This window comes from Pseudomonas lijiangensis (assembly GCF_018968705.1).
Classification (GTDB): domain Bacteria; phylum Pseudomonadota; class Gammaproteobacteria; order Pseudomonadales; family Pseudomonadaceae; genus Aquipseudomonas; species Aquipseudomonas lijiangensis.
In genome coordinates, this window is record NZ_CP076668.1 from 3,088,033 (window position 1) to 3,106,218 (window position 18,186).

Annotated in this window: 4 protein-coding genes; 3 read left to right on the top strand and 1 reads right to left on the bottom strand. The window is 60.9% G+C overall.

From position 1 onward, the window contains the following. The first annotated feature begins 13 nt into the window (after window positions 1-13). Together syrB2 and KQP88_RS12775 are read left to right on the top strand one after the other, a co-directional pair. Entirely contained in the window at window positions 14-958 is a 945-nt protein-coding gene (gene syrB2 / locus KQP88_RS12770) for a syringomycin E biosynthesis L-threonyl-[L-threonyl-carrier protein] 4-chlorinase SyrB2 (RefSeq protein ID WP_200992170.1), read from the top strand. Between the two features lie 214 nt (window positions 959-1,172). Next, a complete protein-coding gene (locus tag KQP88_RS12775) occupies window positions 1,173-2,381 on the top strand; it encodes an alpha/beta fold hydrolase (protein ID WP_216703228.1) in 1,209 nt (402 codons plus the stop codon). Window positions 2,382-2,655: 274 nt separating this feature from the next. On the opposite strand, the gene KQP88_RS12780 is transcribed toward KQP88_RS12775, so the two are convergent. After that, a complete protein-coding gene (locus KQP88_RS12780; RefSeq protein WP_216703229.1) occupies window positions 2,656-3,273 on the bottom strand; it encodes an aspartyl/asparaginyl beta-hydroxylase domain-containing protein in 618 nt (205 codons plus the stop codon). A 317-nt stretch (window positions 3,274-3,590) separates the two neighbouring features. On the opposite strand from KQP88_RS12780, the gene KQP88_RS12785 reads away from it, so the two are divergent. Then, window positions 3,591-18,185 (top strand): non-ribosomal peptide synthetase, encoded by a 14,595-nt coding sequence (locus tag KQP88_RS12785; protein WP_216703230.1) that lies wholly within the window; start codon window positions 3,591-3,593, stop codon window positions 18,183-18,185. The last annotated feature ends 1 nt before the right edge of the window (window position 18,186 follow it).

Below are 18,186 nucleotides of genomic sequence, written 5' to 3' on the forward strand. Positions count from 1 at the left end.
AAGGAACACGCACATGTCTGAAGTAGCAATCAAGCGATTCCACCTTTCCAAGGAAGAACGCGCCGCATTCGAAAAAAACGGTTTCATCGGCCCTTTCACGGCCTATGACCAGGACGAAATGAAGGAAACCTGGAAACGCCTGCGCCTGCGTCTGCTGGATCGCAGCCATGCGGCCTATCAGGATCTGGACGCGATCTCCGGCGGCACCAACATCGCCAACTACGACCGCCACCTGGATGACGACTTCCTTGCCGAGCATATCGGCCGTCCGGAAATCTGCGACCGCATACAAAGCATTCTGGGCCCGGATGTACTGTGCTGGCGCACCGAGTTCTTCCCGAAATACCCGGGCGATGAAGGCACCGACTGGCACCAGGCAGACACCTTTGCCAACGCTTCGGGCAAGCCGCAGATCATCTGGCCGGAAAACGAAGAGTTCGGCGGCACCATCACCGTATGGACAGCCTTCACCGACGTCAGCATCTCCAACGGCTGCCTGCAGTTCATTCCTGGCACCCAGAACAGCATGAACTACGACGAAACCAAGCGCATGAGCTACTCGCCGGAAACCTCCAACTCGGTGGTCAAGGATGGTGTACGCCGTGGCTTCTTCGGCTACGACTATCGCCAGTTGCAGATAGACGAGAACTGGAAGCCTGACGAAGCCAGCGCCGTGCCGATCCAGATGAAAGCCGGCCAGTTCATCATTTTCTGGTCGACCCTGATGCACGCCTCGTACCCGCACAGTGGCGAAAGCCAGGAAATGCGCATGGGCTTCGCTTCCCGCTATGTACCGTCCTTCGTGCATGTCTACCCGGATTCCGATCACATCGAAGAATACGGCGGCAAGATCAGCCTGGAAAAATACGGCGCGGTGCAGGTCATCGGCAATAACACCCCTGACTACAACCGCCTGGTAACCGAAACCACCCGCGGCAAGAAGTTCAGGGAAGACTGAGTCAAATGCCGATCAGTTAAGGCACACCTGTCACTTGTGGGAGGGGCCTTGGCCGCGACGACTTGCTTACAGGCAACCCATTTTCAACGCCTGAAAGCTGGCTGTCGCGGCCAAGGCCCCTCCAACGGATGGTGGTCCAGCCACCTGTTTTTTTGAAATCAGCCTCTTGATCGATCGGCATTAACCCTACATGTCTGGTAAGGAGCGTTTAACCATGTCCCATTTCACTGACGCGGCGACGCGCCTGTGCGAGGCAGTCAGGATGCTCCGGCATCTGGCGACCAATCTCCCCGAACCGATCCGTATCGGCTTCCTCGGGGCCGAGGATGATCGTTCGATCATCGCCGGCCCCGGCGTAGCAGCAACACAAAAGGCAGTCAGCCAGGCTTTCGAGCGCCTGGGCGTTCGGCATCTGGAATATCACCACGATGCTATTGCACAACTGTCCTCCTTCGAATTGTTCATCAGCAGGAAAATCAGCGCCTCGCTGGATTTCAATTACGAGCTGTTCGGCGTTTCGGAACCGGATCAGGCGCAACAGACGCTGATCCAGGATTTCGACTTCAGCCCTCCTCTGCCCGGTATCGCAAGATCGAGCCTGATCACCCGCGACGGCGTCCTGCTGAACACTTACGCCAGTGCCAACCGGCAACTGGCCCCGATTGTCCTTGCCCTGCCCTGCGGTCTGCCTTTCGAGCTGTGCCGCGAATGGTTCCAGGCGCTGGGCGAGCGTTATTTCGTCATGGCCTGGGAGACTCGCGGGCTGTTTGGTGCCTGCATCGACTTCGATCGCCTGCAAGTGGATGCCGATGCCCAGGTGGCAGATCTGTTCGCCGTCATGGATCACTTTGGCCATGACAGCGCGCACCTGATGGGAATCTGTGGCGGCGCGGCCATTGCTCTTTGCGCGGCGGCTGCCAACAGTGAGCGGGTTCGTTCCCTGAGCCTGTGGCATGGCGACTACAACCTGGCCGATGACAATCTGCGCACGGCCCACCAGCGCAATTTCGAGTGGCTGATGGAGGCCGCCGCAGCGGATCGCAACGAAGCAGGCGACCTGCAGATGCTGTTCGTCGATCAGGCCACGCTGGTCACCACCCCGGAACCCATTGCCCATGTGGCGCTGTTTCCGTACACCAACGCGGAGCTGTTCTACCGCTACTCGAAACTCAACGACGCCCTGAACAAGAAAGACCTGAACGGGCTGCTCGATCAGATCACAGTGCCGGCTCTGGTAGTGGCTGGCGACAGCGACCAGACCACCCATATCGGTGGTTCGCGGCACATCGCCCAGAACATCGAGGGGGCACGCCTGCATGTCGAGGAAAACGGCAGTCACCTGGCGTTTTTCGAACACGCCACGCGCTCATGCAGCACAGCTTTTCGCTTCATGGAAGAGCTGGAAGAACCTGCGTTGATTTGAGTCCGTGTAGGAGCGGACTTGTCCGCGAAGACGGCATTCCAGACGCTAAACATGTGTGGATGTACCGGCCTTTTCGCGGATGAATCCGCTCCCACAAACTAGTTCATAAGGCGATAAATCACTTTGTGGGAGGCAGCTTGCTGGCGACTTCAACAGACGCAGAATATCTGTCGGTTTCACGGCCTTTTCGCCAGCAAGCTGCCTCCCACAAGTTTTGTTTGACCTTAACGGATCGGCATTAACCCTACAGATCCTAAACCCATGAATCAGGCCCTCAGGCCTGATCTACCATGTGCTGCTCGCGATAGAACTCCATGTACATCACCGTCCGTACACCGCTCGATGCGTTGACCGCGAAATGATCGAGTGAGCCGTCAAAAACCACCAGGTTGCCGTTAACGCTCTGGCTGAACTGACCATTGACGTTCAGGTAGTTGTAGTTCTGCTCGGTGGGCGCATCGATGGTCAGTTGCATGTGCAGCAAGCCCTCTTCCCAGGTACCGCCGTGGGAGTGGGTGCCGAGGAAGACATTGGGCTCCAGGCGCAGCAATGCGCACAGTTTGATGCCCGGCGTATTGCTCAGCAGCTCCAGGGTGCGTGGCATCTTTTCCCGGGCATAGGGAATGGGCTGGTCGTAGGCCACCAGCGCGTATTGGGTCCAGTTGGTCATCAACTGATCATTGTCCCCCCAACCCCAGAGCCAGCCGTACTCGCCGCCGTTATTGACGTGCTCGGTCAGTTCCTCGAACAGCTCGGTGATGGACTTGTTGACGCGGTTTATTTCCAGGGTCGGGGCATCCAGAGCCTGAAACTCGTCACGAATCACTTCCCAGTTTCTGGCCAGGTTTTCAAGTTGCGGGAAGCGGCAGGCTTCATAAAACGACGGGCGCATGGCGCCTCCTTCATCAGCAATTATCGGAAGACCTTCAGGTGAGGTCATTTGCCTTTCGCCAAACGAATGCAAGGCGATAAAACCATTTGGCCTGCCGTCACCACGGACTGTCTGCCACCGTAATCGGGTACATCGTTCCCCCGTGAAGCGCCTGGCGTTTGTCCCCACTTCCAGCGACATACAGTGAGCAAGCGTTCCTCTAATTTTTGATCGAACCTCATGATTCGTCACGCCGATGGGTAATGTCCGCATTACAGCCTGGCTGCCCACCGCCCGTAGACGAGCCTTCACTGACTGCGCGATACAGGTGATCCGACATGGCCTCGTCCACACCCCAGATGCTTGAACAAGAAACCCCGTCGTACGGGCTCGCCTCCGTGCAGCAAGGTATCTGGCTCGATCAGATGGCCCATCCCGAATTGCCTTACTACAACATCGGCATGGCAATGGAGATCCGTGGCGAAATCGACGTGCCGCTGTTCGAGAAGGCCATCCAGCTGGTGGTGGAACGTCACGATTCCCTGCGCCTGAGTTTCGGCGTGCAGGACGGAGTGGCCTGCCAGCGGGTCCTGCCTCAGGTCGATGTAGCGTTGGAGGTGGTGGATTTTTCCGGCGAACAGGATCCTGAAAAAGTCGCCAGGGCATACCTGCAGGAAGAGTTTCGCCGCCCTTTCCCGTCGCTGACCGGCGTGCTCTGGAGTGTTCGTCTGGTCCGTTGCGGGCCTCAGTTGTATTACTGGCTGACCCGTTATCACCACCTGATGACCGATGGCATCAGCGTCATGCTCATGGGCCGCGCCGTGGAGCAGGCCTATAACGGGCTGCTGATTGGCGAAGACGATCCGGCCCAGGGTCCTTCCTATCTGTCCTTCCTCGAAGAGGATCGTGGCTACCTGGAATCGAGCCGTTTCGAGCGGGACCGGACGTTCTGGCAGGAAGTCTTCGCCGAGATGCCGCCGCCGTTGCTGCAACAGCGTTTCGCAGTACCGGGCAGTGGCATTGCACCCAGCGCTCAGGTGCAGACGATGATGCCTCGCAAGCTGTTCAACGATCTTGCCGAGTTCGCCACAGGCCAGGGATTGTCCCTGGCTCACGTGTTCATGACGGTCATCAGCACCTATTTCTGCCGCACCACCGGCGTCGATTCCATCGTGATCGGCATGCCGGTACACAACCGCACCAATGCACGACAGAAAGCGACTGTGGGCATGTTCTCGTCGGTCAGCCCGATCCGCCTGGAAGTCGACACCCAGGCTTCGCTTGTAGATCTGATGCAGGTCACCGCGGCCCAGTTGCGCCGCTGCTATCGACACCAGCGCTTTCCGATTGCCGAACTCAACCGCACCCTGAAGCTGGCTCAGGAAGGTCGTCGGCAACTGTTTGACATATCGATCTCGTTTGAAAGCCTCAATGGCGACGCAACGCTGGGCGGCCAGGAAACCGAGATTTTCACCCAGGACAACGGTTACGAACGTCTGCCACTGGCCATCTTCGTCCGCGACTACCATGCCTCGGATGACGTTTACCTGGACTTCAACTTCAACACCGCCTTCTTCACAAGGGAGGAAGTCCAGACCATTCAAGGCCGCATGGTGTCGATGTTCGAAGCCCTGATCGAGCACCACGCGCTGCCTGTCGCACAATTCCCGATCATGCCGCAGGCCGAGCAGGATCGCGTGCTGCACACCTTCAACGCGACGCAACACGACTACCCTCGCGACGAACTGATCCATGGGCTGTTCGAGCAACAGGTCGAGCGTACGCCTGACGCTGCTGCGGTCGGCGATCACAACGGCCAGTCATTGAGCTACGAAACACTCAACCGGCGCGCCAACCAGCTGGCCCATCAACTGATCAAACAGGGCGTAACGCCGGACTCCCGAGTCGCCGTAGCCCTGCGCCGCAGCAACGAACTGGTGGTGGCGCTTCTGGCAATCCTCAAGGCCGGTGGTGCCTACGTGCCGATCGATCCAGACCTGCCGGACAATCGTCGTGACTACATGCTCGACGACAGCTCTCCCGTGGCGATGCTGACCTGCGAGGCTTTGCTGGATAACGTCGCCCGTGCAGACATTCCCGTGCTGCTGGTGGACGAAAATGTCGATCGCTCCGCGTTCCCGGACACCAACCCAAGCCCGGCATTGCAGGGCCTTGAAGCCACGCACCTGGCCTATGTGCTGTACACCTCCGGCTCCACCGGCAAGCCCAAAGGCGTGATGAACGAACATCGTGGCGTGGTCAACCGCCTGCTCTGGGCCCGCGACGAATACCGGGTCAATGAAACCGATCGTGTACTGCAGAAAACGCCGTTCGGCTTCGACGTGTCGGTCTGGGAATTCTTCCTGCCGTTGCTCACTGGTGCTCATTTGTACATGGCTCGTCCCGGTGGCCATCAGGACCCGGGCTATCTGGCTCAGGTGATGCGCGAACAGAACATCACCCTGTTGCACTTCGTTCCCTCGATGCTGGAAGTGTTCCTGGAGCACGGCGACAATCAGGGCTTCAGCGCACTGAGTCGCGTACTGTGCAGCGGCGAAGCCTTGCCTCGCAGTTTGCAGAAGCGCTTCGAGGAACAACTGGCGCCGGTCGAGCTGCATAACCTCTACGGCCCGACCGAAGCCGCCATCGACGTCACCTCCTGGCAGTGCCTCCCAAGCGACGAAGGCGACAGCGTGCCCATTGGCCGGCCTATCGCGAATATCCAGATCTATATCCTCGATCCCCATGGTCAGCCGACGCCTGTGGGTGTAGCCGGCGAGATCAATATCGGCGGTGTGGGGGTTGCCCGTGGCTACCTGAACCTGCCCGAGCTGAGTGCCGAACGCTTTGTGCGTGATCCGTTCTCCAGTGACCCGGATGCTCGTCTGTACAAGACGGGCGACCTGGGGCGCTGGCTGGACAACGGCGCGGTGGAATACATCGGACGCAACGACTTCCAGGTCAAGATCCGTGGCCAGCGTATCGAGCTGGGCGAGATCGAAGCCAAGCTGGCCCTGCACGAAGCCATCAAGGAAGCCGTGGTGCTGGCTCGCGATGAAGCCTCCGGCGAGAAGCGTCTGGTGGCCTACTTCACCTCGACCAGCGATTCGCCACTGGATATCCGTGAGCTGCGCGATCACCTTCAGGCCCAGCTTCCCGCCTACATGGTGCCTGCCGCTTATGTCGGCCTGGAAACCCTGCCGCTGACCGGCAACGGCAAGCTGGATCGTGGCCTGCTGCCTGCGCCGACCGCGAGCGACGTGATCAGCCGCCGCTATGAGGCGCCTCAGGGCCAACTGGAAAGCTCTCTGGCTGAGCTGTGGCAAAACCTGCTGAAGGTGGAACAGGTCGGACGCGAGGATCATTTCTTCGAACTGGGCGGCCATTCGCTGCTGGCCATTCAACTGATCTCCCAGATGCGCCAGCAACTGTCCATCGAGCTGGACCTGGCCGAACTCTTTGCCCACCCGACCCTCGCCGACCTGGCTCACATTGCCGCAAGCGCCGGTAAAAGCAGCCTGCCGGACATCACGCTGGCTGACCGTGACGCCGACCTGCCCATGTCCTTCGCCCAGCAACGCCTGTGGTTCCTGGCACAGATGGAAGGTGCCAGCGAGGCCTATCACATGCCGGCAGGATTGCGTCTGCGAGGCGTACTCGACGCTTCGGTACTGCAAAGCGCTCTGGACCGCGTGGTCGAACGCCATGAGGCATTGCGCACCCGTTTCGTGCCGCATGCCACCGAACAGGCGGTGCAAGTCATCGATGCCAAGGGTGCAGGTTTTATCCTGAAGCGCATCGACCTTTCGGGTCAGGCCGATGCAGAACTGCAGATGCAGACGCTGGCTCGTCAGGAAGCTCTGACACCTTTCGATCTGGAGCGCGGCCCGCTGGTGCGTGGCACTCTGATTCGTCTGGGTGAAACCGAACATGTGTTGCTGGTGACCCTGCACCACATCATCTCCGATGGCTGGTCGATCGGTGTGCTGACCCGTGAAGTGGCAGCGCTCTATGACGCACTGCGCCAGGGCCATGCCGATCCATTGCCGCCGCTTGCTCTGCAATACGCCGACTACGCCGCGTGGCAGCGCCGCTGGCTGACCGGCGAAGTGCTGGAGAAGCAAAGCCGCTACTGGAAGGAAACCCTGGCCGACGCACCAGCCCTGCTGACCTTGCCCACCGACCGGCCACGTCCGGCGGAGCAGAACTACAGCGGCGCCAGCCTGCCGGTGAATTTTGACGAAGACCTGACCCAGGCGCTCAAGGCTTTGGGGCAACGTCACGGCACAACCCTGTACATGACCGTGATGAGCGCCTGGGCTGCATTGCTCAGCCGCCTTTCCGGCCAGGACGAAGTGGTGATCGGCTCGCCCATGGCCAACCGAACCCGTGCCGAAGTCGAGCCCTTGATCGGCTTCTTCGTGAACACCCTGGCGATTCGTGTCGACACTTCGGGGCAACCTGATGTCGGCTCACTGCTGGCACGGGTGAAGGCCCAGACTCTGGCTGCCCAGCGTCATCAGGACCTGCCTTTCGAGCAGGTCGTGGAAATCGTCAACCCGTTCCGTAGCCTGTCTCATACCCCGATCTTCCAGGCCATGCTCAGCTGGCAGGACACTGGCGTCGGCCAGGCCGCACTGGGCGAGTTGCAACTGGAAGACCTGGGCCTGCTGAACGACATCGCCAAATTCGACCTGTCCCTTGATCTGGGAGAAAACAACGGACGCCTGAGCGGCAACCTCGAATACGCCACGGCCTTGTTCGATGAAGCCACGGCGCAGCGTTATCTCGGTTACCTGGAGCGTGTTCTGCGGGCCATGGCCGCCGATGACAGCTCGGTGGTGGAACATATCGACCTGCTCGACGCCAATGAGCGTCAGCGGGTCCTGCAGGATCTGAACCCCGCCCGCACGTCTTACCCCCACGACCAGACTATCCATCGTCTGTTCGAGGATCAGGCCAGCGTGCGTGGCGATGAACTGGCGGTGGCTTTCGAGGGCCAGCGTCTGAGTTACAGCGAACTCAACCGGCAGGCCAACCGCCTGGCCCATCACCTTATCGGCCTCGGGGTTCGCCCGGACGACCGGGTGGCGATCTGCGTAGAGCGCAGCGCGCGAATGGTGGTGGGACTGCTGGGTATCCTCAAGGCTGGCGCAGCCTATGTGCCGCTGGACCCGGATTATCCTGAGCAACGCATTGCCTACATGCTGCAAGACAGCACGCCTTCGGTGCTGGTCAGCCAGAAAGAAGTACTGGGTCGCGTGCCGCAACTGTCGATTCCACTCGTGCTGCTGGACGAGCCCATCACGGGCCGCGATGACAATCCGGTCGTTACCGATCTGCGTCCCGAACATCTGGCCTATGTGATTTACACCTCCGGTTCCACCGGCAATCCGAAAGGCGTGATGATCGAGCACCGTGCGCTGATCAACTACAGCCTCGATGCAGCCCGCCTGTTCGAGCTGAGCACCCAAGACACCGTGCTGCAACAGAACACCCTGAACTTCGACCTTTCCATCGAAGAAATCTTCCCGGCGCTGCTGTCAGGCGCAACCCTGAAACCGAGCCGCAACCTGTTCGGTACACGACAGGATGACGACGAACCGGTCGCGACCATGGTGCACATGACCGCCGCCCATTGGCACACCATGGTGGGTGAATGGCACCTGAATGCAGCCCTGGCCGAAAGACAACTGAAAAACGTGCGCCTGATCAACGTGACTGGCGACGCGCTGTCCGCACAGAAGCTGCAACAGTGGGAAGGCATTCGCCCGTCCCACGTAAAACTGGTCAACACCTATGGTCCGACCGAAGCGACGGTGTCCTGTACCGCCGCCTATGTTCAGGGCTCTGCCGAAGACAGCGAAGCCAGCGGTAATGCCACCATCGGCACACCCATGGCCAACACCCGGATCTACCTGCTGGACGGGCAACAACAGCCTGTCCCTTTCGGCGCTTCGGGGGAAATGTTCATTGGCGGCGATGGCGTCGCCAGAGGCTATCTGAACCTGGACGACGTCACCCGGGAGCGCTTCCTGGCTGATCCGTTCAGCGATCAGCCCAATGCCCGGATGTACAAGACCGGCGACCTGGCCCGCTACCTGCCGGATGGACGCATCGAGTACCTGGGCCGTAATGACTTCCAGGTCAAGGTGCGGGGCTTCCGCATCGAACTGGGCGAAATCGAGGCCCGCCTGGGCAGCCTGCCGGGGATCAAGGAAGCAGCCGTCATTGCCCGCGCCGACAGCGCAGGCGAAAAACGCCTGCTGGCCTATGTGGTTCCCCATGAAGGCCAGAGCATCGATGCGTCACAACTGCATGCGCAACTGACGCCGCTGCTGGCTGAATACATGATGCCCGCTGCATTCGTGAGCCTACCGGCCTTCCCGCTGACCGCCAACCGCAAGCTGGACCGTCAGGCGCTGCCCGAACCCACCGCCGATGCCTACGCCAATCGTGTACACGAAGCTCCGGAAGGTGCCACCGAAACCCTGTTGGCACAGGTCTGGCAAGAAATACTCGGCCTTGAAACTGTCGGTCGCAACGATCACTTCTTCGCCTTGGGCGGACACTCACTCAAAGCCGTCAGCCTGATCGAGCGCCTCCGTGAGCAAGGGCTGGTGGCCGATGTGCGAGCCGTCTTCAGTGCGCCGCTGCTGCGGGACATGGCCAAGGCCATCGAAGGCGGCAGCGATTCGCTCTTCGTCGCCCCGGCGAACCTGATTCCCGATGGCTGCACGGCACTGACCCCGGACATGCTGCCGCTGGTGCAATTGAGCCAGCCGCAACTCGACACCCTGATCCAGCGGGTGCCGGGCGGTGCAGCGAATATTCAGGACATCTACCCGCTGGTGCCCTTGCAACAGGGCATTCTCTATCACCATATGCTGGGGCATGAAGGCGACGCCTATCTGGTGCGCTCGATGATCGAGTTCGATGATCGTACCCACCTGGATGCCTTTCTCGATGCCTTGCAGCAGGTCATCGACCGCCACGACATCCTGCGCAGTGCAGTGCAATGGAGCGGTCTGCCACAAGCGGTGCAGATCGTTCAACGCGAGGCCACCCTGCCGGTCGAGACACTGGCACTCAAAGGCAACTCGACAGCCCTTGAACAACTGCAACAGGCCAGCGATCCGCGCCATCTGCGCATGGACCTGACCAAGGCTCCGCTGCTCAGCGCCCGGATCGTCCAGGACCCGCAATCCCGGCGCTGGCTGCTGGCCTTGCTCGATCATCACCTGATCAGCGATCACGTCAGCCTTGCCATCATTCTCGAAGAAATCCAGACGATCATGCAGGATCGCAGCGATCAACTGCCGGTGCCGCTGCCGTACCGGGATTTCGTTGCCCAGACCCTGGCCAGCACACCCGAGGTTCACGAAGCCTATTTCAGCGAACGTCTGGCAGTCATCGATACACCGACCGCACCTTTCGACCTGCTCGATATACAAGGCGACGGAGCCGACGTCAGCGAAATCAGCCAGTACCTGGCACCGGAGCTGGCACAGGCCATCCGCGAGCAGTCCCGCCGTCAGGGCATGACACCGGCCGTACTGTTCCATACCGCCTGGGCACAGGTTCTGGCCCGCTGCACCGATCAGAGCGATGTGGTGTTCGGCACGGTGGTATCGGGTCGCCTGCAAGGTTCGTCCGGCTCGGAACGGGCGCTGGGGGTATTTATCAATACCCTGCCGGTGCGTATCAGCCTTGCCGGGCAAGGTGCTCAAGAGCTGGTCAGGGAAGTGGCCCGGGATCTGGGCCAGTTGCTGGGACACGAACAGGCTTCCCTGGCGCTGGCCCAGCGTTGCAGCGGCGTTCCGGCTTCTCTGCCGCTGTTCACTACCCTGCTCAACTATCGCCATCAGACCGATGGCGGCTCCCTGGCCAATGAAGAGGCCGTACTGCAATGGAATGGCGTGCGCTTCCTGAGCAACGAAGCACGTACCAACTACCCGATTGAAGTCGCCGTGGCCGATGAGGGGCAAGGATTCTCCCTGACCACCCAGACAGCCGCTGGCGTCGATCCGCACAGGGTCGCCAGCTATTTCATTCAGGCTGTCACGACACTGGTGGACGCTCTGGCGCAGACGCCGATGCGTCTGGCAGAAACCCTCGACATCCTGTCCGAAACCGAGCGCCAGCAAGTGCTGACCGGTTTCAACCAGACCGCCAGCGACTTCGGTACACCTCGGCCCTTGCAGGTGCTGTTCGAGGAGCAAGTCAAGGCACAGCCCAATGCCATTGCTCTGGTTTACGAGCAACAGCAACTCACCTATGCCCAGCTCAACCGTCGGGCCAATCAGTTGGCCCAGCGTCTGCTGGTGCATGGCGTTCAGCCCGAGCAACGGGTCGCCATCTGTGCGGACCGTAGCATCGAGATGATCGTCGCCCTGCTGGCCGTGCTCAAGGCTGGCGGCGCTTATGTGCCCATCGACCCCAACCATCCTGCCGATCGCATCGCCTTTATTCTCAAGGACAGTGCCGCTCGCCTGTTGCTGTGCCAGAAAGCCCTGACACCTCACCTGCCTGCGACACGCTATTGCCCGGCGCTGATTCTGCTCGATGAGCATGATCCAGCAGTCATCGAAAACGACTCGCAATACGACGAGAACTTCGACCCTGAATCCGTAGGCCTGACAGTCGAAAACCTGGCTTATGTGATCTACACCTCCGGCTCCACCGGGCAGTCCAAGGGCGTAATGGTCGAACACCGCTCGGTGTTCAACTTCAGCCACGTCATGGCGCGAACTACTCACGCCCATTGCCCGCCACAGGCCAATGTGGCGCTCAATGCCGGCTTCTACTTCGACATGTCCATCAAGGGCATCGCCCAGCTGTTCTTCGGCCATCGTCTGATCATCATTCCATCGCTGATCCGTGCCAGCGGCCATGAACTGCTGGATTTCCTCGAGAAACATCAGGTCCATGCCTTCGACTCCACACCGTCGCAACTGGATACGCTGCTGGCGGCCGGTCTGCTGGAGCGTCGCAGCTACCAGCCGGTCAGTGTCCTGCTGGGTGGCGAAGCCCTGAATGCCGCGACCTGGGACAAGCTGCGCCAGAGCAAGACCATTCATTTCTACAATATGTACGGCCCGACCGAATGCACGGTCGATGCCTCTCTTGGCCTGATCAGCGAACTGGGCGACCGTCCGAGCATCGGCAAGCCACTCGCCAACATGCAGGTGCTGGTACTCGACAAGCGTGGCCAGCCGGTGCCGGTGGGTGTGATCGGTGAACTGCATATCGGCGGTGCCGGTGTCGCGCGCGGTTACCTGAACAACCCGCAACTGACTGCCCAACGCTTCGTCTCCAATCCGTTCTCCAGCGATCAGCATGCTCGCTTGTACAAGACCGGCGACCTGGGTCGCTGGAAAGCCGACGGCAGTCTGGAATATGCAGGCCGCAACGATTTCCAGGTCAAGATCCGCGGTTTCCGTATCGAACTGGGCGAGATCGAAAGCGCGCTGCTGGCCTCTGCTTCTGTGCGTGAGGCCGTGGTGATTGCTCGCGAGGACCGCTTGGTGGCCTATGTCTGTGGCGAACCGACTTCTGCCGAAGAACTGCGGGCACGCTTGATCAAGCGTCTGCCGGAATACATGGTGCCCAGCGCCTTCGTGCAACTGGACGCCATGCCGCTGACCGCCAACGGCAAGCTCGACCGCCGTGCCCTGCCCGCTCCGGGTCAGGATGCCCTGGCCAGCCGTGCCTATGAAGCGCCACAGGGCGAAGTGGAACAGACCATTGCCAGAATCTGGCAGGAGTTGCTGCACGTCGAACAGGTCGGCCGCAATGACGGCTTCCTGGAACTGGGCGGCCACTCATTGCTCAGCGTTCAGTTGCAGGCTCGCCTGCACACCGAACTGGGTGTTGAAATCGATCTGCGCACGCTGTTCGCCCAGTCCTCGTTGCAGGAACTGGCGTCCTATGTCGCCCAGGCCGATCATTCCAGCTCGCAGGCAATCCCTCTGGCCGACAGGCAGCAGCCGTTGCCGGTCTCTCTGGCCCAGCAACGACTCTGGTTCCTCGACCAACTGGACCACAGCGCCGGTGCTGCCTACCACATCCCGGCACTGCTGCGCCTGAACGGTGAGCTGAACCGCAATGCCCTGCAACGGGCGCTGGACAGAATCGTCGAACGCCACGAAAGCCTGCGCACAACCTTCGAGCGCCATGGCTCGCAAGTACTTCAGCGTATTGCCGCGCCAGCCAGCATCACCCTTAGCGAAACCACGGTCAGCCAGGCGCTGGACAACGAAACCCTGCAAAACATGGCCGCACAGGAAGTGAGCAAGCCTTTCGATCTGGCCAAGGGCCCGCTGTTCAGGGCTCATCTGGTACGCCTGAGCGATAACGAACATCGGCTCTGGGTAACCCTGCATCACATCATTTCCGACGGCGTCTCCATGGGCGTGCTGATCGACGAGTTCGGCGCGCTCTACAGTGCTTTCGCCAAGGGCGAGGCCGATCCGCTGCCTGCCCTGGCCATTCAGTACGCCGACCATGCCGTCTGGCAGCGGGAGTGGCTGTCGGGTTCACGTCTGCAGGCGCAGAAGGATTACTGGCAGCAACATCTGCTGGGCGCTCCGACGCTGCTCGAACTGCCTACCGACCGCCCTCGTCCTCTGGTCCAGAGCCATGCAGGCGGGCAATACAACGTCGTGCTTCCCACCGAACTGACATCCGGGCTGCGCGCCCTGAGCCGTCGTCATGGCAACACCCTGTTCATGACCCTGATGGCAGGCTGGGCAGCCTTGCTGTCACGCCTGAGCGGACAGACCGACATTGTGGTCGGCACCCCGGTCGCCAACCGGCAACGGCAGGAAACCGAGTCGCTGATCGGCTTCTTCGTCAATACCCTGGCGATCCGTGTGCAACTGGACGACGAGCCGAGCGTCACGCAACTGCTCGAACAGGTCAAAGCCAGTACCCTTGGGGCTTTCAGCCATCAGGAACTGCCTTTCGAGCACGTGGTGGAAACCCTGAACCCGGAACGCAGCCTGGGCCACAGTCCGGTCTTCCAGAGCATGCTGGCGCTGAAGAACGGCGATGCCGAACCGGCGCTGCAATTGCCCGGCCTGACACTGACCGCCGAAGATTACGAGCATCGCAGCACCCAGTTCGACCTGTCGCTGTCCCTGACCGATGACGGCACCGACCTGACCGGCAGCGTGGAATACGCCAGCGATCTGTTCGACGACAGCACCATCGCCCGTTTCATGTCGCACTTCCAGGCCTTGCTAGAAGGCCTGCTGGGCAACGATCTGCAAGCGGTCAGCCGCCTGCCGCTGCTCAATGAGGAAGAACGCGAACAGGTGCTCTATGGCTGGAACGCCACCGAACGGCCATTGCCGGGCAATCCCTGCATCCATGAAGTGTTCGAACAGCAGGTCCGCAATCAGCCTGAAGCACTGGCACTGATCTTTGAAGACCAGCACCTGAGCTATGCCGAACTGAACGCCGAAGCCAACCGCCTGGCCCATTACCTGCTGGCCACCGGCATTCAACCCGATGACCGTGTGGCACTGGCCGTCGAGCGCAGCCCGCGCCTGATCGTCGCCTTGCTGGCGATTCTCAAGGCGGGTGCAGCCTATGTGCCGCTGGACCCGGCTTACCCTGCCGAGCGCCTGGCGTACATGCTGAGCGACAGCACGCCGCGGGCCTTGCTCTGTGAGCACGGAGCCCTGGAGCGTCTGGGGGAGTTGCCCGCCGACCTGCAAGTGATTGCCCTGGATGACGAGTTCCAGCCCTGGACCACCCTCGATGACAGCAACCCGGATGCTTCGGCACTGGGCCTGAGCGCATCGAACCTGGCCTATGTGATCTACACCTCCGGCTCCACCGGTAAACCCAAAGGCGTGATGCTTGAGCATGCCGGCCTGCGTAACGAAGTCGAGGCTATTTGCGGCCTGACTGGCCTGGTCGCGGGTGAACGCTCGCTGCAATTCGCCTCGGTCAACTTCGATGCCTCCACCGAAGAGATTTTCGGTGCACTGGTCAGCGGTGCCACGCTGGTCTTGCGCAGCGATGCCTGGCTCACCTATGCCAGCAACTTCTGGGCCTTGTGTGCGGAAAACAGGCTGAATGTGGTGAGCCTGCCCACGCGCTTCTGGCAACAGCTGGCTCAGGATCAGAAAGCGCCGATTCCCGAGCATGTGCGGGTGGTGGTCATCGGCGGCGAAGAGTTGAGCACCGAGGCCACGCAACAGTGGTTTGCACGCGCCGGCCATACCCCGAGACTGCTCAATACCTACGGCCCGACCGAGGCGACCATCGTGACAACTGCGGCTGAAGTCCAGCCACAGGACACCCCGAACCGCAGCATCGGACGGCCACTGGCCAATACCCGGGTCTATGTCCTCGACCGCCATGGCGAGCCGCTGCCCACCGGCGTGGTGGGTGAGCTGTATATCGCAGGTGCCGGGGTTGCGCGTGGCTACCTCAACCAGCCGCAAATGAGCGCCGAACGCTTCCCGATCTGCCCGTTCAGTGAAGACAGACAACGCATGTACCGCACCGGCGACCTGGGTCGCTGGCTGCCGGACGGCACCTTGCAGTTCCTGGGTCGTAACGACGATCAGGTCAAGATCCGGGGCTTGCGCATCGAGCTGGGTGAAATCGAAAACGCCCTCGCCGCCTGCCCGGGCGTGGGTCAGGCGGTGGTCCTTGCCAGAGATGACAGCCCGGGACAGACCAAGGGACTGCAACTGGTCGCCTACCTGTGCGGCGAATCCCTCTCAGTGGAGCAATTGCGCACGCAACTGCTTGAGCGGCTTCCCGAGTTCATGGTGCCCAGCGCCTTCGTGCAACTGGATGCCTTGCCACTGACCCCCAACGGCAAGCTCGACCGCCGTGCATTGCCGGCACCCGATCAGCAGGCTTTCACCAGCCGTCGGGACGAAGCGCCACAGGGCGAAACCGAAACCGTGCTCGCCACGCTCTGGCAGGAACTGCTGGGGCTGGAGAAAGTCGGTCGCCATGACCGCTTCTTCGAACTGGGCGGTCACTCGCTGATGGCGGTCACGTTGATTGATCGCCTGCGCCAATTGGGTCTGAATGCCGACGTGCGCAGCGTCTTCACCGCGCCAAGCCTGCACGAACTGGCCGCAACCCTGCAGCATGGTAACGTGTTGCCATTCGAGACCCCGGCCAACCCGATCAAGGACGGTTGCACGGAACTGACCCCGGACCTGCTGCCCCTGGTGGAACTCAGCCAGTCGCACATCGACCGCATCGTCAGTCAGATACCCGGCGGCGCGGCCAATATTCAGGACGTCTACCCGCTGGTGCCGTTGCAGCAAGGCATCCTGTTCCACCATATGCTGGACCAGGAAGGCGACACCTATCTGGTGCGTTCGGTCCTGGAATTCAGCGAGCGGGCAACCCTCGATACCTTTCTGGATGCGCTGCAACAGGTCATCGACCGGCATGACAGCCTGCGCACCTCCGTGCACTGGAACAGCCTGCCGCAGCCATTGCAAGTGGTACAACGCACAGCGCAACTGACCGTCAGCAACCTGGACTTCACGGGCGACGACATTCGCGGGCAACTGGACCACGCCACTGACCCGAGTCGGCTCCGTATCGACCTGGGCAAGGCCCCCCTGATCCATGCCCATGTCACCCGGAATGCAGAAAGCTGGCTGTTGACCCTGCTCGACCATCACATCATCAACGACCATGTCAGCCTGGGCATCGTCCTCGATGAAATCCGTACCCTCATGAATGGCGACGCCGATCTGTTGCCTGAGCCACAGCACTACCGCGAGTTTGTCGCCCAGACCCTGGCCAGCCCGGTGGAACTGCACGAGGCTTATTTCCGTCGACGTCTGGCGGATGTAGACAGCCCGACTGCACCATTCGACGTGCTGGAGGTAGAGGGTGATCTTGAGAACCACATCCTGACCCTGGACGAAGACCTCACCCGGCAACTGCGCACCCAGGCCAGAAACCTTGGCGTGCTGCCTGCCACGATCCTGCATGCAGCCTGGGCGATGGTGCTGGCGCGCTGTACTGCCCGCGACGACGTGGTGTTCGGCACCGTGCTGTCAGGCCGGTTGCAAGGCGGTTCCGGCGCACAAAGTGCCGTGGGCATGTTTATCAATACCCTGCCGGTGCGCGTGCAACTGGCAGGACGCAACGTTCAGGAATTGATCAGCGCAACGCATCAGGACCTGAGTGAGCTACTGGCTCATGAACAGGCTGCCCTGACCACAGCCCAGCGTTGCAGCAATATCGAAACCGGCACCCCGCTGTTTACCGGTCTGCTCAACTACCGCCAGCACGCACAGGCTGACGGACTGGCGGACTGGCCGGGCATTCGGGTGCTGACCGACGTGGACAACGGCGATTACCCGCTGTCGCTGTCGGTGGACGACTACCCGCAGCACATGAAGCTCACCCTGCAAAGCGTGCCGCTCATCGGTGTTCAGCGCATCGCCGACATGACCCTCAAAGCCTTGAATCTGCTGGTTCAGGCAATGGAAAACAGCCCGGATACCGAGCTGAGCGATCTGGACGGCGATAGCCTGGCGTTCATCGGGCGTAACGACCTCAAGGTCAAGGTCCCGCGCTCGGCACAGGCTGCCCCTCGGGTCTATGAAGCCCCCAACGGCGAAACCGAACAACTACTGGCGAACATCTGGGCCGACCTGCTCGGTTTCGAGCGTATCGGTCGCAACGACTCGTTCTTCGAGTTGGGCGGACATTCGCTGACAGCGGTGCAACTGACCCTGCGGATCCGTGAGGAAACCGGCGTCGAGATTCCCCTGCGGGCACTGTTCGAACAGAACTCGCTGATGGCTCTGGCCGACCACATCAACACCTTGCAACTGGCGCTGTACGACGCCGACGACCTGCTCGCGCTCGAACAGGAACTGGCTTTGCTCTCTGAAAGCGACCTGCTCGCTATTGTCTCCAAGGATGCCTGAA